The organism is Peribacillus glennii (assembly GCF_003429105.1).
Taxonomy (GTDB): Bacteria; Bacillota; Bacilli; order Bacillales; family DSM-1321; genus Peribacillus; species Peribacillus glennii.
On record NZ_QVTD01000002.1, the window covers coordinates 1 to 19,989 of the forward strand.

18 protein-coding genes are annotated in these 19,989 nt (G+C 43.3%); 2 read left to right on the top strand and 16 right to left on the bottom strand.

Annotated features, from left to right (window positions below):
* Positions 1-457: 457 nt before the first annotated feature.
* The 7 genes from D0466_RS01180 to sppA form a co-directional block, all read right to left on the bottom strand.
* Complete coding sequence (locus D0466_RS01180) at positions 458-1,648, bottom strand: acetate kinase (RefSeq protein WP_117320741.1); 1,191 nt, start codon at positions 1,646-1,648, stop codon at positions 458-460.
* 202 nt (positions 1,649-1,850) lie between these two features.
* A complete protein-coding gene (locus D0466_RS01185) occupies positions 1,851-2,840 on the bottom strand; it encodes a class I SAM-dependent methyltransferase (protein ID WP_117320742.1) in 990 nt (329 codons plus the stop codon).
* A gap of 235 nt (positions 2,841-3,075) precedes the next feature.
* Complete coding sequence (gene tpx / locus D0466_RS01190) at positions 3,076-3,576, bottom strand: thiol peroxidase (protein WP_117320743.1); 501 nt, start codon at positions 3,574-3,576, stop codon at positions 3,076-3,078.
* Between the two features lie 146 nt (positions 3,577-3,722).
* A complete protein-coding gene (gene ytfJ / locus D0466_RS01195; protein ID WP_117320744.1) occupies positions 3,723-4,211 on the bottom strand; it encodes a GerW family sporulation protein in 489 nt (162 codons plus the stop codon).
* 17 nt (positions 4,212-4,228) lie between these two features.
* A complete protein-coding gene (locus D0466_RS01200) occupies positions 4,229-4,912 on the bottom strand; it encodes a DUF2953 domain-containing protein (RefSeq protein WP_117320745.1) in 684 nt (227 codons plus the stop codon).
* 80 nt (positions 4,913-4,992) lie between these two features.
* Positions 4,993-5,562 (bottom strand): RDD family protein, encoded by a 570-nt coding sequence (locus tag D0466_RS01205; protein WP_117320746.1) that lies wholly within the window; start codon positions 5,560-5,562, stop codon positions 4,993-4,995.
* A gap of 12 nt (positions 5,563-5,574) precedes the next feature.
* A complete protein-coding gene (gene sppA / locus D0466_RS01210) occupies positions 5,575-6,582 on the bottom strand; it encodes a signal peptide peptidase SppA (RefSeq protein ID WP_117320747.1) in 1,008 nt (335 codons plus the stop codon).
* A gap of 156 nt (positions 6,583-6,738) precedes the next feature.
* Between sppA and D0466_RS01215 the strand changes: the two genes are divergently transcribed.
* Positions 6,739-7,539, top strand: coding sequence for an NAD kinase (locus D0466_RS01215; protein WP_117320748.1), 801 nt, complete (start codon positions 6,739-6,741; stop codon positions 7,537-7,539).
* A gap of 98 nt (positions 7,540-7,637) precedes the next feature.
* Here the strand turns inward: D0466_RS01215 and D0466_RS01220 are convergent, their stop codons facing one another.
* The 8 genes from D0466_RS01220 to ezrA all read right to left on the bottom strand — a co-directional run bounded on the left by D0466_RS01220 (position 7,638) and on the right by ezrA (position 18,313).
* Complete coding sequence (locus tag D0466_RS01220; RefSeq protein ID WP_117320749.1) at positions 7,638-8,078, bottom strand: SRPBCC family protein; 441 nt, start codon at positions 8,076-8,078, stop codon at positions 7,638-7,640.
* A gap of 153 nt (positions 8,079-8,231) precedes the next feature.
* Positions 8,232-9,161: an EamA family transporter RarD gene (gene rarD / locus D0466_RS01225; RefSeq protein ID WP_117320750.1), complete on the bottom strand. Its 930-nt coding sequence runs from the start codon at positions 9,159-9,161 to the stop codon at positions 8,232-8,234.
* Between the two features lie 117 nt (positions 9,162-9,278).
* Positions 9,279-10,907 carry an amidohydrolase gene (locus D0466_RS01230; RefSeq protein ID WP_117320751.1) on the bottom strand — a complete coding sequence of 543 codons (1,629 nt, stop codon included), beginning with the start codon at positions 10,905-10,907 and terminating at the stop codon, positions 9,279-9,281.
* A 139-nt stretch (positions 10,908-11,046) separates the two neighbouring features.
* Positions 11,047-11,862, bottom strand: a complete 816-nt coding sequence (locus D0466_RS01235; RefSeq protein WP_117320752.1) for an STAS domain-containing protein — start codon at positions 11,860-11,862, stop codon at positions 11,047-11,049.
* 208 nt (positions 11,863-12,070) lie between these two features.
* On the bottom strand, positions 12,071-13,657 hold the full coding sequence (mbcS, locus tag D0466_RS01240; protein WP_117320753.1) for an acyl-CoA synthetase MbcS: 1,587 nt from the start codon (positions 13,655-13,657) through the stop codon (positions 12,071-12,073).
* A gap of 145 nt (positions 13,658-13,802) precedes the next feature.
* Entirely contained in the window at positions 13,803-15,020 is a 1,218-nt protein-coding gene (gene thiI, locus D0466_RS01245; RefSeq protein ID WP_117320754.1) for a tRNA uracil 4-sulfurtransferase ThiI, read from the bottom strand.
* 5 nt (positions 15,021-15,025) lie between these two features.
* Entirely contained in the window at positions 15,026-16,165 is a 1,140-nt protein-coding gene (locus tag D0466_RS01250; RefSeq protein WP_117320755.1) for a cysteine desulfurase family protein, read from the bottom strand.
* Positions 16,166-16,612: 447 nt separating this feature from the next.
* On the bottom strand, positions 16,613-18,313 hold the full coding sequence (gene ezrA / locus D0466_RS01255; RefSeq protein WP_325048661.1) for a septation ring formation regulator EzrA: 1,701 nt from the start codon (positions 18,311-18,313) through the stop codon (positions 16,613-16,615).
* Positions 18,314-18,466: 153 nt separating this feature from the next.
* Here ezrA and hisJ point away from each other — a divergent pair, with 153 nt between their 5' ends.
* Positions 18,467-19,291, top strand: coding sequence for a histidinol-phosphatase HisJ (hisJ, locus tag D0466_RS01260; protein ID WP_117320757.1), 825 nt, complete (start codon positions 18,467-18,469; stop codon positions 19,289-19,291).
* On the opposite strand, the gene refZ is transcribed toward hisJ, so the two are convergent.
* Positions 19,286-19,939, bottom strand: coding sequence for a forespore capture DNA-binding protein RefZ (refZ, locus tag D0466_RS01265; RefSeq protein ID WP_158555774.1), 654 nt, complete (start codon positions 19,937-19,939; stop codon positions 19,286-19,288). The two genes, hisJ and refZ, sit on opposite strands and share 6 nt — an antisense overlap.
* Positions 19,940-19,989: the final 50 nt, after the last annotated feature.

The window sequence follows — 19,989 nt, forward strand, 5'->3', positions numbered from 1 at the left end:
TCCTGAGCCAGGATCAAACTCTCCGAAGAAATGTTTGAATAGCTCACTTGCACATGGATGTGCTGGCATCGACGTTGTCACAGGACGTGACAAACTTAGTCGATAATTTCTTGTTTTATAGTGTTTGCTCACTATTAAAATTAACGTTGGCGCTTTGTTTTGTTCAGTTTTCAAAGAGCAATTTCTTTTTGTCGTTTATTAATATACCACAATATGTTTTGGTTTACAACTTCTACGAAGTTTTCAATTTATTCCAAAATCACCTTTATCAGCGACTTATAAATAATACTTCATCAAAGAAGAAAAGTCAATATTTTTTTACGAAGATTGTGGAACACATTAACTATCGTTTTGAAGCGACTTAACTATATTACTATCCTTTATAAAGTTGGTCAATAGTTTTTTTAAACAAAAATCCCCCATCGAATTACTTTTTCAATGGAGGACATACAATCAATTATACTTTTGTAAGCCGGAGGACATCACGGGCGATCATAACTTCTTCATTTGTAGGAATGACCATTACTTTAACTGGTGAGTGTGGATAACTGATAAATGTTTCTTCCCCAATTGTCTTGTTTAGGGCGGGATCCCAATATACACCCATGAATTCAAGACCGCGAAGAACCCGTGCCCGGACTGCTTCACTGTTTTCACCGATTCCGGCGGTAAATATGATTGCATCTACACCGCTCATCCTTGCAGCATATGAACCAATATATTTGTGGATTCTGTTCGCGAATACGTCGAGAGCCAATTCAGCACGCTTGTTTCCCTTTTCGGCTTCCGTTTTAATATCCCTTAGGTCGCTTGAGAATCCTGAAATCGCGAGCATCCCGCTTTTCTTGTTGAGGACATCAAGTACTTCATCTGCCGTCTTACCCGTCTTCTCCATGATATACGGGATCAGCGCCGGGTCAATATTTCCAGACCGTGTCCCCATGGTCACACCCGCTAGCGGAGTGAAGCCCATTGACGTATCGATTGATTTCCCGCCCTCGATGGCTGCAATGCTTGCACCATTCCCGAGATGGCAAGAAAGCAAACGAAGCTGTTCAAGGGGTCTTCCCATCATTTCTGCAGCTCGTTGAGAGACATATTTATGCGAGGTGCCGTGGAAGCCGTATTTTCTAATGCCATATTTTTCGTAGTATTCATATGGCAAGCTGTATAAATAAGAAGAAGCTGGCATTGTCTGGTGGAAGGCTGTATCAAAAACCGCTACTGCCGGAACATTCGGCAGAATTTCCTGAAATGCCTTTATCCCTGTTAAGTTTGCTGGATTATGCAACGGAGCAAGGTCAGACAACTCTTGAATTTCCCTAAGGGCTTCATCCGTGATCAACGCCGAATCATTGAATTTTTCTCCACCGTGAACTACACGATGTCCGATTCCATCGATTTCATCATAGGAATCAATGATTTCATGTTTGATCAGTTTTTCCAAAAGCAGCCTTACTGCTACAGCATGATTCGGTATATCGGTTGTTTCCGTAACTTTTTCACCATCGACAGTGATTGTGAAAATCGCATCATTCAAACCGATTCTTTCTACGAGCCCTTTTGTGATGACTTCCTCACTCGGCATTTCAAATAATTGAAATTTCAAAGAGGAGCTGCCCGCGTTGATGGCAATAATCTGTGACATATTTCCGCTCCTTTTCTTTATGCTAAATCCCATAGGGATAAAATGCCGTAACAATTTTTCATTTAATCATTGAATAAAATGCTTTTCAAGAACCAGATCAAATTGTTAGCGCTTGCAGCCAAAAGAAAATGAATTCAAATTTTTTCGATAATATGAACATAAAAGCTAATGCCTAAAAGGCCATTAGCTTTTATAGAAAAAATCAGTACTTTTCCTGTTTAAACCATTCATCGATTTTGCCCATTACCGATTTCGTAGCCCTCGCATCGGACAGCTTGGGCAGGTTGACCAATAAAGCGTTTTTCGGTGCGTGTAAGCCCTCTTTTTTCTTTTGGAGGATCAATATGCTCTTCGCCGCAGCCTCTGTTTTAAACATTGATAAGGGGAGCTGGACCATTCCTTGTATATGCGTATATTTTTTTAAATAGTCATTGAGTTTTTTGGCTTCTTCTGAAAGAAATAACCTATTTGGGACGATGAAAAATAAATACCCTCCGTCCTGCACATGGTTAACGCTTTGCTCGATAAATAAGTGATGGGAATAGGAATGGCCACTGTCAGCAGCCAATTCATATTCTGCCGCCCTGACGTCGTTTGGATAATACCCGACAGGGAGATCGCTCACTGCGACGTTGGCCGGATCAATGAACAGAGGCTCAAGGCTGTCCTGGGTAAAAAATTGTACGGAGTGTTCCTGAAGATTTGCGCCGGAATATGCCAGCCTGATTAAAGTCTCATCTATATCCACTCCGTAGGCAGAAATCTGTTGGCCGGATAAATGGTTCATGATGGTAAAAACCAGATTTCCTGTTCCTACAGCCGGATCAATCATGGATAATTCCTGATTATTATTTGTAAATTTCCCGATTAAATAGCTTACAAACATTCCCACTGCATCCGGTGTCATCTGGTGGTTCGGCTGGATGTTTTCCTGCATTCCTTTTAATATCGCAAGCTGATATGCTTTCCGGATATCTTCTTTTGTATAATTTCGTGTGGAAAAGTGTTGATAAATCTTAGATAATCTTTTCCTTGAAAGTTCACTTATTTCTTCCTGGATGACATGACCGTGAAAAAAGTTTTCGCCCGTTTCACCAAGTGCATCCAAATATGTACAAGACAGCTCTTCTTGCAGGATTTGCGCTGTTTCATCAAATTTCTCAAATAATTCTTCAATTGGGGTAAAATTCACTTCTAACTTCCTCCTGTTTCAATCTTTCCTTATTTTATCCGGCAAAGCACCTTGGCACAAGTTAGGGGATTGTATGTTGGTTAAATTAATGGAGGCAGATGGGTAATGTAAAATAAATTATCGCTTTCCCACAAAAAGGCCGCCCACGGAATACAATTCACATAAGCGGCTATAGCTTTAGGATCGCGAAACGTTTTACAGTACGAATCAGTTATCGTTTTCGCTTAACTGTGGATTATTTTGCAGCTTTTGCAGCTTCGATGGCTGCCTCATAGTTTGGATGGCTTGTACCTTCGCTTACATATTCCGCATATACGACTTTATCGCTGGAGTCTACAACAAAAACGGAACGGGCTAATAAACGGAGATCTTGCATGATGACGCCGTAAGCTTCGCCAAAAGACAGATCACGGTGGTCAGAGAGCACCTGGACATTATCAAGGCCGCTTGCCGCACACCAGCGTTTTTGGGCAAATGGCAGGTCGACGCTGATTGTCAAAACTTGAACATTACCGATTTTAGATGCATCTTCGTTGAACCGTCTTGTCTGCGCATCACAAACACCGGTATCGATAGAAGGGACAACACTGATAATCCTGACAGTTCCTTTGCTGTCGCTCAATTTCACTTCAGAAAGATCATTTGCGAGAACCGTGAAATCAGGAGCCTGGTCTCCAACTTTGACCTCACTGCCTGCCAATGTAACCGGATTGTTTTTAAATGTTACGGATGCCATGATAATTCCTCCTTTAAATCAATGAATATGTACAGTGTTAATCATATGGCCTCGAGGAAATTTTTGCAATTATTTTACCCGGCCAGCTAATGAAAAAAGGGGAGAAATATTCCCCCCAGGCCTTTTTGGCTCATGTAGTCGCCCATTCAGTTGTCATAATCCTCAGAATAGCTTCCCCTTCCTGATTGCTGGCGATTCTTCTGCTGTTTCTGATTATCCTGGGTCCGGTTACCCTGCTTTTGGTTTCCATTATTGGAGAGCATGTTCTGGATTTTTTCGACGAGTGAAGGTGCTGTATCGAGCATTTTTTCAAGCAGATGCGTCCCTTGTTCCAGATGGAGCATTTTCACACCCTGAGAACCGACAATCAAGAAAGCGATCGGTGTAATGGAAACACCGCCCCCGCTTCCCCCTCCGAAAGGCTGTTTAGCCTGGGAACTTCCGTCGGAGCCTCCGCTGTCCACGATAAATTCACTTCCGCCGGCGGCAAAACCAAAACCTACCTTCGAAACTGTCAAGATGACACTTCCGTCAGGAGTCTCGACGGGGTCGCCTATGATTGTATTAACATCAACCATTTCCTTTAGATTTTCCATTGCCGCAGTCATTAAGCCTTGAATTGGATGGTCCGCCATCTGTTCATTCCTCCACTCTACATCGGTTGTTCTTCTGATCCGTTATATACGTTTGTATTGGCGCTTGTATTCTCCGCATTCAAATAACGCGATAGTTTTATCGCTGCCAATATAGCTTCTCCGATACGAACCTGGAATATACAAGTGATAGAGGTATAAAAAACAGGGCGTGCAAAATCAGGGGTCACGGAAAAGGCAGGCTGTCTCTTGAAATGCAAGTAACTGTCCAATATACCTATTATTGACCCTTTCACAGCGAGGAACCCCCCCGCAACCATCCCTGTGTAAAAGGCATCGCCTGTTCCTGCTAAGCTGTGCCATTCAAACTTTCTTACTTTTACCTTGCGAAACATTGCCTTGCATAGCCGGTGGTAGCTGTAAAACTTGCTGATGAATTGGTCCGTATCCATCAAGCCATTTAGTGGATATTCCCGTAAGTTAGAATTGCCTGGCCCTTCTGCATTTTCCTTTTCCGATTCCTTCGAAGCCATATCCTGGTCTTTGGAGGCATTATGGGTTTTCTTATTCATTGGGACATTCATCGTATACCTCAAAATTCCGAACCATGCCCGAAGTTTTATACAAAAATCATCAGGGGTTGGCGGCTGATGGTGATAATGCACGATGATTTTCACCCTCGTGAACACAAGCAAAACCAGCAGCGCAAGAAAAAATGCCGTTATTCCAAACGCCCATGCCATATACCCCACCCCTTTCCAACAACCATTATCGGCTACAGGAAAAAAAATAAACCTGCCGATGTTTATCGGCAGATTTGATTCTATCTTCTATCCAATATGACTGAGGTATCCGCAAAAATGTCATGAAGGCCCTGTTTTTTCGGCAGCCAGCCGACAATAATGTAGCCTATGATGATTGTCTTCGAAATGAACCTGCCGATAAATTCCCTGAAAAGAACTGTTCCCCATGAGAGTTTTTCTTCTTTCAGGCTGACCACCTTTAACCCGAAAATCATTTTCCCCAGGGTTTGACCTGCATATTTCGTCATCAACATAAAATACAGGTAATAGACAATGGCTGTACATAAATTTTCTGCTGAGAACCATCCCTGGTCCGATGGGTCCAATGCCTTAAATATCGGGTGCACAATAATGCGATTGATGCTCCCTACAATGACCAGGTCGGCCAAATAAGCCCAGAACCGCATCCAAAACCCCGCAAATGACAATTGGGATTTTCCCACTGTGCCTGTGTGTTCTAGCCCTCTGGTATCGTAAGTTGATGTTTCAGTTGGTCCGTCCTGCGCATTGTTTCTTTGTTCATTAGATAGATCTGCCGTTGTAGCCCTGTCTGACCATTCGTCTGTTGTTGTGTCGTTACGTTCATTCATGTCTCCACCCCCTTATTCCGCATACAAGTACATAAGGCGAGGAGAATTTGGCTGGGAAAGTAATTTAAGCAAGCCGGCAGTTTCCAGGTCTTTTCCCATCAGCTTCTGGGCACCCATTCCCAACAGTGAACCAAAGCCTATTGCATCCGTATACCGGACAACCTGGGCGTCCGGACTTTTAATTTCTTTTTTCATTGCATCCGTTACATCTTCGAGATGGCCGAATTCGTCTATCAGATTTACTTCCTTTGCCTGGCGGCCATCGTAAATCCTTCCGTCCGCAAGTTCCCTTACTCGGTTTTCCGGCATGTTCCGTCCATCGGCAATGATTTTTACAAATTGATCATAAGAATTGTTGATCATCGTTTGAAGGATTTTTCGCTCTTCCGCAGTCATTTCCCGGTTCGGGCTCATGATATCTTTATATGGCCCGCTTTTGATTGTAACAAATTCAACCCCATATTTCTTTGCAAGTTTTTCGTAGTTATATCCCTGCATGATCACGCCAAGCGAGCCAGTCATCGTTTCAGGGCTTGCATAGATTTTATCGGCGGGCGCTGAAATATAGTAGCCGCCTGAAGCCGCCATTGAACCCATGGAGATGTAAACCGGCTTTTTCGTATCTTTTTGGATTTCCTTTATCTTGTCGTATATTTCCGCACTTTCGACAACTCCACCGCCCGGCGAGTTGACATGAAGGACGATTCCCTTGATATCCCCGTCGTCCTTTGCCATTTGAAGCTTATCCATGAAAGCGCGGTGATGATAGCCTCCGGCACTCATGATCGGATTTGTTTCCCCTGTATCCTGGATTACTCCATCCAGATCAAATACGGCAATTTTATTTAATTCATCCTCGCCTTCCATAACCTCTTCCATAAATTCCTGGTCAGCAGCGAACATGTCATTAAAAATTTCTTCCGTATCGGCGAATATTAGCGATGAAGCGATACTGGTGCCGATAGACACAAAAAATAACACGGCCGCAATTACAAGAGCGGCCCACCTTTTCCCGTTCATTTCCGTTCCTCCTCTGGGCTAAATCTTTAGCAATATTATGTACGTTCAGGTTTTAAAAATGTTTCATAACATGATACACTAATAGCGCATTTCTTAATTGTACCAAAGTATTCACTTTATGGAAAAGACCGATTTTCAAGGAAATGGGGAGAGACAATGGCAGGCCGCCGAAATATTTATTTCTTCTATCCGGAAGTTGCTGAAAACATGGAAAAGGCCCAGCCTTTATACGAGCTTGCGGAACGCTATTCGTTTAACATTGTTAAGGATTACCGGAAAGCGAACATCATTGTAAGTATTGGCGGGGATGGCACATTCCTGCAGGCTGTGCGCAAAACCGGTTTCCGGGATGATTGTTTGTATGCGGGCATTTCAACGACAGGAAACTTAAATATGTATTGCGATTTCCACCTTGACGACTCGAGCAAGATGATCGACGCAGCTACCAGGGAACAAATGGAGGTCCGGAGATATCCGACGATTCAAATCAAAATGGATGATCAGCCGGCGCTTTACGCATTAAATGAACTTTCCTTGCGTTCATCCATCATTAAAACACTGGTAATGGATTTATTCATTGACGGCCTTCATTTTGAGACATTCCGGGGTGACGGGATCATTGTTGCAACCCCGACAGGAAGCACTGCCTACAATAAATCTGTGGGCGGCGCCGTTGTTGACCCAATCCTGCCCTGCTTTCAGGTAAGCGAACTGGCATCATTGAATAATAATACATACCGCACGCTCGGTTCATCATTTATCCTGGGCAAAGGCCGCACACTTGACATCAACCTTTCAGGTGAAGGAAAGCAATACCCAATTATCGGCCTGGATAATGAAGCGATGAGCATAAGCCATGTTCAAAAAATCAATGTTGCCTTAAGCGGTAAAGAAATCAAAACAGTTAAGTTACGCGACAATTCCTTTTGGGAAAAAGTCAGAAGAACGTTTTTATAAGAGAGGCAATGCCTTTCGTTTCAACAAGATGGTACACCACCAGGAATTTTCATGTCTAAAAGAGCCAGTCGGCTCCTTTAGACATAAAGCTTATGTACCTAATGAATTAACGATGCCCGCAAATTATTTACGCCATTTTCCAAATAAGCCTTTAAACAGGTCAACACATAGACCCAACCTTCTTTTTGTCCTATCATTTTGTTTACTATTTCAGGGTCATCTTCATTCAAACCGGATTCGTTTATTTCAATAATTGTACTCGTATGATCCAGCTCTTTCAGGGTAATGGTTACAACCGTTTGTTCACCATATCCCCCCCAAGAGAACACGATTTTTTTATTTTCTCCGACTTCCAATACATTTATTTCCACTTCTGCATTGTATTCATCATATCTCCAAGTAATCTTCTCGCCTTGTTCCAGTCTTCCAGTTCCAGTTGAAAACCAATAATTAGACATTTTTTCAGGGTCTGCTATGGCTTCAAACACCTCGTTTGCTGGCTTTAATATTTTAAATTTCGTAATTACTTGAGTATCCATGCACAACATCTCCCTTTCAGTATAATCAATAATTCTTCTTGGTCCCTTTTGTTTATTATTTAACAACCGATTGTTTTATTCAAATATAACCGGAGTTTTTTACTACCTTTATAAAAAAGAGGAACGGCGTCAGCCATTCCTCTAGCATTAATATTAAGCTCCCATTTTCAGCCTGTTTTTCATTCTTTGCACCCCGGCCGTTCCCCATTTTGTCATGGATATGGAATAGATCGAAAGAGCCCCCCATATAAAAGTGAAAGCCAGCATATGGGTTCTTGTGAAAGCTTCATGGTACAAGAAAACTCCCAGGAACAAAGTTATAGTTGGTGCGATATATTGCAGGAAACCCAGCATGGATAAGGGAACCTTTTGCGCACCTTTTGCAAAATACAAGAGTGGAAGCGCAGTTGCAATCCCACCGCCCAATAGCAGCAGAGTTATATCGGGAGCAACAAAAAATTTGGAATCGGATGTAAACAGCAGATATACCCAATAACCGACAGCAATAGGCGTTACCATCATCGTTTCAAGTGTGAGCCCGATGGCAGCCTCCGCATTGATGACCTTCTTAACCAATCCGTATAGCCCAAAAGTTATCGCCAGTGAGAGCGAAACCCATGGAATTCCCCCAAAATGGATCCCCAATATTAATACGCCAACCGCTGCCAGGGCAAATGAAAGAAGCTGGGCACCGCTCAATTTTTCTTTTAATACGAGTACGCCCAAAAGAACACTGACAAGGGGGTTGATATAGTACCCGAGGCTTGTTTGAAGAATATACCCGGAATTCACGGCCCAAATAAATATGCCCCAGTTCGCGCTGACCAATACCGAAGCGGCCAACAAGGCAAAAAACTTTTTGGGGTTCCCCGCAATCTCCCTTACATAGGAGACGAACGCTTTCCATTTTTTCGTCGCCAGCAACAGGCCGATCATGAAGACAAAAGACCATAATACCCGATGAGCAAGTATTTCATTTGCCTGCACACCCTGAAGCCATTTCCAATAAATAGGAATGACCCCCCATATGATATAAGAAAGAGCAGCATAAAAAGCTCCTTCTTTTTCAGTTGTAAGATTCATTTCTTCCCACTCCCTTTTTCGCCCATTATTGGGCAGTAAGAACCTCCACTTATGGAAGTCCCACTTTATTTCTATACTCGAAATAAATTCTATTATAATGGCAGGCTGATAAGAATTCTACAGTTTTTTTATTATGGTCACATTTCCTTCCTGATGGACAATATGATCATCAATTACTGTCATAAGAGCCTTTGTTTCTAACAGGGAATCACAATTGACGGTGAAAATATTTCTGTCAACAATTGTGAAATCGGCGTCAAAACCTTTTTCAATCTTTCCCCTTCTTTTCTCACTGCCGTTTGCATAAGCACTTCCTTTTGTATATAGCGAAACGGCCTCATAGATGGACAGGCGTTCTTTGTCTCCATAGATGGTTTTATCCAGGCCATAAGGCTTCGTTCTTGTTACGGCAGCATGGATGCCCAAAAATGGATGTAATGGTTCAATCGGTGCATCAGATCCGCCGGCGCAAACGATCCCCTTTTCACTGTATGTTTTCCAGGCATAGGAATATTGCAAAAGTTCTTTCCCCACTTTTTCTTCGACCCATGGAAAATCGGATGCTACAAACCCCGGCTGAATATCAAAGATAACCGGGAGGGAGGCTGCTCGGTCCAGCAAATCTTCCCTCACAATCTGGGCATGGATTAACCGGTCCCTGATTCCTTTTTGTGGGGGAAATTTCTCGATAGCATCAAGGACATTCTGGAAGGCAAGATCCCCTATGGCATGAACGGCAACCGGCATATCAAAACTTCTTGCTTTTTTAACAAGGCCTTCCAATTCTTCCTGGGTAAAAATCGCAATTCCCTGTGTTTCAGGGTTGTCTCTATATGGCAAGCTCAAAAGTGCGGTGTTCCCTCCCAGGGAGCCATCCGCAAAAATCTTCATTGCATCAAACGTGATGTAAGATGTCCCTTCCCCATATGCATATCCATCCCGATTCATGTCATCCACTGCTTCATGATGGACAAGCAGACTGGCGCGGAAAGCCATCCCATGGTTTTCAATCACGGAAACGAAAGCATCATATGTAGGACGGAACCCATTGTAATAATTTAAATCTTCGGTATGGCAGCCTGTTAATCCCAGGCGGTAGCAGTCTTTAATGGCGGTGCGGAGCGCCTCTTCGATATAAGCTTGGGTAATCCCCGGTAGTTTTGAAGCTATCAGTTCCATCGCCGGCTCTTCTTTAAATATGCCATTAAGCCTGCCATCTTTATAACGGCCGACTACCCCGCCGGCCGGTTCATGAACGTTTGCCGTGATCCCTGCTTCTGTTAAAGTCCGGGAATTCACCGCCATCGCATGCCGGCAGATTCGCTTTAAGACAAGAGGGTGATCGGTTGATATCGCATCCAGGTCATCCAGTAATATCAGCTCGGGATGTGCCCATTCATTTTCATTCCATCCTTCTGCTACTATCCACTCGCCCTTCGGCGTCGACTGGCATTTGTCCGCCACCGCTTGCAAAACTTCCTCCCTGCTTTTCATTGCTGATAAATCCAGCCTCATTAACCGCTCCCCATGCCCGATAAGATGCATATGGCTATCAACAAGACCGGGAAGCATCGTATTACCCTGCAAATCTATATCTCTCGTTATTTCAAAGTGATAAACATCCTTGAGGTATTCAAACGCACCCGTTTCTATAATTTTCCCTTCATTTGTCAGAACAGCCTCTACCGTTTGATTCTCCGATTTCATTGTATAGATGAGCCCATTATGCCATATCGTTTTTCCCACTTTTTTGCACTCCATTCGCTAGTTTTGGGTAATGTTATATTTATTATTGAAGGACGTCGGGCCAAGAGAAATAGCAGCCTCACAATGAGTGGAGCTGCACAAAAAGAAGGTTTTATCTAATTAGGTTCCCGGTTTTATATTAATCCAAGCTTTCTATCGCTTGCTTCACATTGGCATATGTATCAATATGGGAAAAATCAATTCCCTGTGCTACAACTGTTTGGGCTAACTCCGGCCGCAGCCCGGTAATGATGACCTTTATGCCCAATAAACGAAAAATATTATGGATATTGAATATTTGGCTGGCTACCTCATCGTCGATCATTACAAGACCGGAAAAATCAATTATAATACATTCCACACCCAGCTTAGCAACCCTTCCAACCGCCTTTTCAATTAAAGCTTGCGCGCGGTCAAACCCGAAAGTACCTATCAACGGCAATACAGCAATTCCCGCCTGAATCGGCACTATAGGGGCGGACAATTCATTTACCTCGTCCTGCGCCCGCTTTATCACTTTATCTGTGAACCGTTCAAATGCTAGAATCGTTTCATAAATGCTGATATCAAGCACGTAGTTTATGCGCTTATTGATGGTCAGGATTTCCCTGGCAGATAATCCATGGTCCATGCTGATGCTGGCAAACCGTTCGATAAAAACCTGCCTGGTCGCAGGGTAGCGCATGATGATACCGGAAATCTTCCCCTTCAATAACGCTTCCTGTTCCCCATTTCTTCTGCTCCATTCAATAAGGCCTTCGGGTGTTTCATTCTCATCGGCGATAATCGAGCGGCCAAGGAAACCCAGAAATTCAAAGTAAACCTCTTTGGCTTGATCTATTTCCTGTGGTAAAACAGGGAAATCAAACTTGTCGACAATTTCTTTAACCAATTCACCAGCAAGCGGTTTCGCGTTTTCTTTAAAGTATTCAGCTACCGTTTCAATCGAATTCACTGTATTACGTCCTCGCTTTAGTAATTTCTTAAGCCGATTACGACCCTCTTTCCTACTATACCTAAAGCCGGCACTCAATAGCAATTACTTGCAGTCATATTTACATCAGGGATGTTCGCATTGACATATCATACATATGACATAGCAGGCCGGTAAAAAGCGCAAAAATAGCACAGCAGCAGCCTGAAGGCTATGCTGTGCTTTGATATCAAGACTGCTTTAGTAATCCCATCTCCTGATTTCTCAATTCAACCCGGCGAATTTTCCCGGAAGTCGTCTTAGGAAGATCGTTTACAAATTCGATTTTTCTTGGATACTTATACGGCGCGGTCAATCCCTTAACATGTTCTTGCAATTCCTGGATCAAATCGGAGGCTTCGGGATCGACACCTTCACGGAGGACAACAAACGCCTTGACGATATTGCCCCGGACAGGATCCGGACTTGCTACTACAGCACACTCTTTAACGGTAGTGTGCTTAACGAGTGCATCCTCCACTTCAAATGGTCCAATCGTATACCCCGAACTGATAATGATATCGTCACTTCGACCCTCGAACCAAAAATAACCGTCCTCATCCTTTTTCGCTTTATCTCCGGTAATGTAATAATCTCCCCGGAACTGCATGGCGGTGCGATCAGGGTCTTTAAAATAGTGTTTAAAAAGGGCAGGCGTATCTACATGGACCGCTATGTCCCCTACTTCACCTGTACCGCAAACTTCTCCAGATTCATTAATGATTTCCACCCGGTTTCCCGGTGTAGGCTTTCCCATCGATCCAGGCTTGATTTCCATGCCTTTGACCACACCGACAAGCAATGTGTTTTCCGTTTGGCCGTATCCGTCACGGACTTCGATTTGAAAATGTTTCCTGAAAGTATCGATCACTTCCCTGTTTAACGGCTCTCCGGCTGATACAGCGCTATGGAGGGCAGGCAGGCTGTATTCTGCCAAATTTTCAACCTTGGCCATCAATCTGTATTCTGTCGGAGTGCAGCAGAGGACATTTACCTTAAGTTTGCTGATAAGCTGTAAATATTTCTGCGGCTCAAACTTCCCATGATACACGAATCCGACTGCCCCGGAGCCGAGTACGGATAAAAACGGGCTCCAAATCCACTTTTGCCATCCAGGGCCTGCTGTTGCCCAGACAACATCTCCCTCACGGATTCCAAGCCAGTGCTCTGCAGCAGTCCGAAGATGGGCAAACGCCCAGCCATGCGTATGGACGACAGCTTTAGGATTTCCTGTTGTTCCTGATGTATATGATAAGAATGCAGTATCGCCGCTTTTTGTATCTGCAAGGGCAAGCAGATCCGAAGCACTTTCCATGTCGGCATCCAGATTCCGCCAGCCATTCACCTGCTGTCCGATTGAGAATTTAATTAAGCTCTCTGACTCTTTTACATCATCAATTTGGTCCGTATATTCAAAGTAGCTGATTATTCCTTTTACTTCACCATGGCTGATTCTGTATTGAATGTCCTTCGATCGGAGCATTTCCGAGCTGGGGATGACAACCATCCCAGCCTTCAGCGCTGCGATATACACCTGGTAAGCTTCAATTATCCGGGGAATGATCACTAAAACCGTATCCCCTTTTTGGAGACCGGCATGCAAGAAAGCATTGCCTATTTTATTTGCATTCGCCATGAGGCCTGAATATGTAATTTCTTTTCGATTCCCCGCTTCGTTTTCCCATTGTAAAGCAGGCTTTTGCGGGTTATGTGCAAACTGTTCGATCTCACTTACAAGATTGTAGTTCTCCGGAGCCAGCAAATCTTCGCGATTCATATAGTGTCCCCCTTTTTTTCACTTACAGATATTCCTTTGTTCATTATACAAAATACTGAATATTTTATCTATTTACAAAATTAAAAAATAAAGAAGCGGGCTAACCCGCTTCTGAATATGCCATAATTACAACATTGCACCAGAGTTAAAAAAGATCTTCCATTTCATCACTGGCACCAAGGTCTTTCTGTTGCTTATGGTTGATTGTAATAGTTTCAACTTTATTGACTGCCTCATTAACCAATTCGTCGAAATCGACAAAGCTTTCGTAAAAACTCACCTTGTCACGGCGCGGCTTCGTTTTCGGTGTGGCCGGGGTAAAGACGGTGCAGCAATCCTCATAAGGCCGATTGGAGATTTCGAGAGTATCATAGCCTCTAGCCAACTCAATAATGTCCAGCTTGTCCATCGCAATCAAAGGACGCAAAACAGGCGTGTTGGTCACTTCATTTATGGCGTACATGCTATTTAATGTCTGGCTGGCAACCTGGCCAAGGCTTTCCCCTGTAATGATCGCCATCCCTTGTTGCTTTTCCATGATTTTATCCGCTACCTTTAGCATCATCCGGCGTGTCGTTGTCATTGTATAGTTTTCCGGGATTTGCTTTTGAATCAGCAGCTGTATGTCTGTAAACGGGACAATATGAAGCTTGATTTTCCCGCTCACTTCAGCCAGTTTCCCTGCCAGGTCGACCGCCTTTTGCCTGGATCGCTCACTAGTGAATGGAGGGCTGTAAAAATGGATACATTCAATTTCCAGGCCCCGTTTCATGGATAAAAACCCTGCCACCGGGCTGTCGATTCCGCCGGATAACATCAGCATTGCCTTGCCGCTTGATCCAAGGGGCAGCCCTCCAGCACCCTGTATCACCTCACCCGTTAAATAAACGGCCTCCTTCCTGACTTCCACCCTCAGGTTAAAATCGGGATTTTTCACATCGACCGTTATTCCTTCTGTATTTTTCAATAGATGTCCGCCCAGGATATGATTTAACTCATCCGTATTGTATGGAAAATCTTTATCAGCCCTTTTGGCCGTGATCTTAAATGTGGCAACTTGCCTGGAAAGCTGGTTAAAATAAAATAGCACAGCATTTTTTAATTCCTCGATATCCCTGTCTATTTTTAACGCAGGACTTAGGGATTGAATCCCGAAAACCCCTTTTAGAAGGTTGAGTATTTCCTTATGGTCCTCGCCATTTAAGAGAATGTACATCCTGTCCCTGCTTGCCGAAAGCTTGGCATTTTCAAATTCTTCAAGCACCCGCCTGATGTTGGCCTTAAGTTTATCGACAAAGCCTTTGCGGTTTCTTTTTTTCGTAGAAATCTCTCCGTAGCGGATGATAATGTGATCAAATTCCATTTTGTTTACCTCATTACTTTTTGTAAATTATTTACTGTGTTCCGTACCATTTTGACAACCCTTTTGGCTTCCTGAAGTTCATTTTGATAAGAGAGGCTGATCCTTATGATACTCTCCGCCCTTTCCAGGTTGCCGAACATCGCCATCACCGTTCGGCTTGGTGACTTTTTCTTGGAGGAACAAGCGCTTGTCGTGGAAACAAAAATACCATCTTCCTCCAATGCATGAACGAAAACCTCCGACTTTAGCCCGGGAATGGAAAAATTTAAGATATGCGGTGCCCCTTCCACCGGGCTGTTGATTTCAATTCCTTCGAAAGCTTCAAGCCCTTCCCATAACATCTGCCTGATGGCTTTCAATTTTTCCAGGCCCGTCTTTTGGTTTTCCATGGTGATTCTCAAAGCTTTAGCGAGGGCAACTGCTCCCGCGACATTTTCCGTTCCGCTCCTTTTCTTCGACTCCTGGCTGCCGCCTGAAAACAGGGGGGAAATGTTGGTGCCGTCCTTGATGAATAACACACCATTTCCTTTTAGCCCATGGAATTTATGCCCGGATATTGTACATAAGTCGATGCCCGATTTCTTTATATCAAGAGGAACCTTGCCCACTCCTTGTACATGATCAACATGAAAGAGGATATTAGGATAGGCAGAAAGGAGCTTTCCTATTTCCGTAATCGGCTGTATCGCTCCTGTTTCGTTATTCACATGCATTGCAGAAACTAATATGGTCTCTTTCCTGATGGCCCTTACTAAATCGGCCAATTGGATTTTTCCGTTCCTGTTCACGGGCAGATATGTTATATCAAAACCGTTATTCTTTAAATAATCACATGCATCAAAAACGGACGCATGCTCAATCTCTGTAGTGATAATATGCTTCCCTTTTCCGGAATTCGCAAAGGCCGCCCCTTTTATGGCCAGATTATTGCCTTCTGTCCCGCCTGAAGTGAAATATACTTCCGAACCCCTGATGTCTAACAGCTCAGCGATTTGATTCCGGGCCTTTGTCAGCAATTTCTCTGCTTGGGCACCAATTCCATGCAATGACGATGGATTCCCAAAAAATTCGGAAGATACTTTAACGAAGGACTCAATTACCTCCGGATATGGTTTAGTTGTAGCACTGTTATCAAAATAGATCATCGTGTCACCTTCTATGGTTTTTCTCCAATCTCAACTTCTAATATTAACATACTTTAGGATACACCGTATCATGCAAGCTTAGGATAGTACCGGTAAAAGAAAAGCTTTAAAAAGAGACCCGGACCGTGATCTGAACCCAAAAAGTTGGACATGGATTTCAAACAGTTTTCTTGGCATGATTCCGATATTGAATCTAGATGCTGATTTGTATATGTTGCCTGCCAACCTTGTTCCCGGAAATTAGCTATCCATCCTTGAAATACGGATCTTTATACATTAAACCTTTGTGCTGTTGCTCTAATGGACTCAGAGTCATAATTTTGGCTTGAATAGCCTGTAATTTGGTTTATAAGAAATACTTACCCACATAAAAAACTGCACCTCCAATTGCTAGATCGTTTCTAACAATTAAGGTGCAGTTCAAACCGAGAGCGGCTCTTAGTTATATTATTTAGAAAGAACTTCCTCAACATTAGCTTCTATTTTCTTCAAGCTTCCAGGATCGACCCTCTCGATGACCGAAGCAGCTACCTCCAGTGCTCCCTCATACTCAAAATTCCTGAATTTTTCTTCCGCTTCCCCCAACGCCTCTGCGACCTGCGGATAACGGCTACGGTACCTGTTGCCGTACTGTATGACCTTCTCTGCCAGGAACATCTGCTCGATCAATTGCTTTGTATGATCATGAAGCGTATTTATGGTAGAAACTGCTTTTCCCAGATAAAGATGGACAGATGCCATATCTAGCGGCTTTTCTTCAAGTTTTGCTTGAACATCCGTAAGGCTTTCTCCTGCTTCCATAATATATGACTTATATCCCTCAGGCAGTCCAGGCAAATTGCTTTTGGCAACTAACCTGCTGGTATCCGCCATCTTCTTTTTAAGGTCTTTTAGTGTATCACGCGCTTCCATTTCATCCTTACGCAAAGCTTGCAGTTTTCCGGAAAAAAGCTTTTGTTCCTCTTTAAGCCCCTTTATCTGGGACTCCACTTCCTGCATCTCTTCGCTCAAAAAGGAATGGGATCCTTCATTTTCCTCCATCTTCAACCGCAGAAGACTATAGCGTTTGGCGATCTGAGCAATCTGTTTGTCCAGCTTTCGCTGAGCTTCCAGTTCACTTTCCGTTAATTGGTAGCTATGCTGAACGATCGCTGTTTCCGCCTTTAGTTTATCATTTTCATATTCAAGGCCCATGATCTCTTCCGTTAGCAGTTCTTGATTTTTCAGGATATATTGTTTGGAAAATACTTCTTTTTCCAGAAGCTCGTAAAGTACATGTACGCCATCAGCAATCTCCTGCACACCTTCTTCAACCTCGGCAATTTCTCCCTTTTCAAGATGTTCCGCATATACGGAGAGCTCCCTTTCAATCCTGTTTACTTCCTTTTCAAACTGGATATGGTCAAGTGTATATCCCTGGCCAAGCATTTCCTTGTAGCCTTCCTTAAGTTCTTCCAACTGTCCCGGAAGGGATGACTGGCACTCAAGCAAAAGCTGCGGTATCCTTTCCATCTTGCCTTCTATGCTTTTCAAACCGGCTTTAATCGACAACACATGCTCCCGTGCATTCAGGTAGTTTCCGTTTTCCGTGGCACTATCGTACTGCTGAAGGATTTCCAGCACATCATCCAGGCGCGTCTCAAATATCGAAGCTGCTTTTCCGTAGCTATGACGGTGAGCAAGCAGCGATTTCTTCAAGGAACGGTATAAATCCTTCAATTCTTCAATTTCAAGCCTGTTATTTTCTTCACTGCCTACAAGCTCATTCAACTCTGAAAGGATATTTTGGATGGTTTCTTCGATTTCTTTTAGCTTAGAAGTTATGTTCCTCTGAACTTCTTTCGACTTTGAAAAACGATACTTATCGATATATTCTTCCGCATCGAACAAAAGCTCTTCCACATCAGGCATGTGGACTGTAATGATCTCGTCCCATTCTTTGCGCCATTTTTCGAACATTTCTTCCGTTTCACCAGTCATGTTAAGCTGTTTCACCTTAGATAGTTCGTCCAGGACCGGCCGGTTCATAATATCGATTTTCCACGCCTCCAGCCGGTCAATTTCAGCAAAATATTTTTTCTTGAAAAAATAGCCCCATATGAAAAAAGCCAATATAACTATGATAATACCAAATATGTATGCCATCATAAGCCCCCTAATCTAAGCCAAAACAAATCTTTCCTCTATTTTCATCAATTAAATGTCCAATTCAATGCTTTTATGATACCATGTTAACAATAATTTTTGACTAGAAAATTGAATTTTTTTGTAGAAATATGGATAAGCAGGGAGGATTTCCGTTTGAAATATGATGGCCATGTCCATAGCCCGTTTTGCCCGCACGGGACACTGGATCGTTTTGAGGAATATATTGAGGAAGCAATACGGTTAGGGATAGAACAATTATCTTTCACTGAGCATGCCCCCTTGCCGGAAGAGTTTAGTGATCCGACTCCTGAAAAGGACAGCGGCATGGATCCCGCCCATCTTCCTGAATATCTTGGTCAAATAGGTTCATTGAAGAAAACTTACAAAGGCAAAATAAAAATCAATGTTGGTCTCGAGGTTGACTTTATTGAGGGATATGAGGAACAAACGAAAGAATTACTGGACAAAGTAGGGCCCCGGCTTGATGACAGTATCCTGTCTGTACACTTCATCAAGGATGGGGATAACTGGCATTGTCTTGATTTCAGTTCTGAGATGTTCGGCAGCATTTCAAAGCAGCTTGGTTCAGTCGACAGTATTTACGAAAAATATTATTCTACTGTGGAAAAATCTTTGAATGCCGATTTAGGGGCTTACAAGCCCTCAAGAATGGGGCATATTACGCTGGTACATAAATTTCAGCGGCTATTCCCGGCTGCCTCAAATTTTGACAGGCAGGTATTCAGGTTGCTTGATATCATGCAACAGAAAAATTATGCACTGGATTACAATGGAGCAGGCGTGGCAAAACCGCTGTGCGGCGAGCCTTACCCTCCCGAGAGATTCATCCGCTATGCCGCCAAACTCGGCATCCCATTAGTATATGGATCGGATGCCCACCAGGCAAAAGACTTAGGGCAGGGGTTCCAAGCTTTAAGCCAGTCAGCCTCCTTAATGCCTGCACGTCCCGATTTATAAAAGCAACAGCTGATGTTTCTGCCGGCTCATCAAATCCTGGGATATAAAAAGTGTGGATTGCAGGAAACGGCAAACCTGTTCCGTGTACTTGTCGTTATAATACGTGTCCTGAGGCATCATATAAAGAACTTCTCTTGAATACTGTGAATGGCTGACAGGGGCTGTGAGCAGGCCTTTAAGCTGGAGGATGAAAATAGGGACGGAAATAACCACGAACTCTTTCCCGGCCATTCCGGTTTCCAAAACCTGTTGAAAGAAAAATTTCTCTTTCGTTAAATAAGTCGAGAGGAATTCCCTGTTGAGGCTTGAGTCCAATGCAAATTCACCGTTTATGAAACTGGATGCCAGGAAATTCTTTTGCTGGAAGCTGAGGATATCTGTTACCATGTCCATTAGGCAGGCCGCAGCACCTTTTTTATGCATGGCCTCTGCATTGTTGCTTAGAATATCGATATACTCTTCAAAGTAAGTAATAAAGCAATATTCCAGCAAACCTTGTTTGTTTTTGAAATAATAGGCGATATTCGCGGTGTTAACCTTGGCTTTTCCGGCAATATCCCGGATGGAAGTGGCATGGTAGCCCTTTAGGTGAAACCAATAAAGCGCTGCATCCAAAATGGCTTCTTTAGTATCAGTCCGACGATTCACAAGATATCCCCTCGCTTTTTGGTGAGTTGCTGTTGTTGGTTTTAATTCTG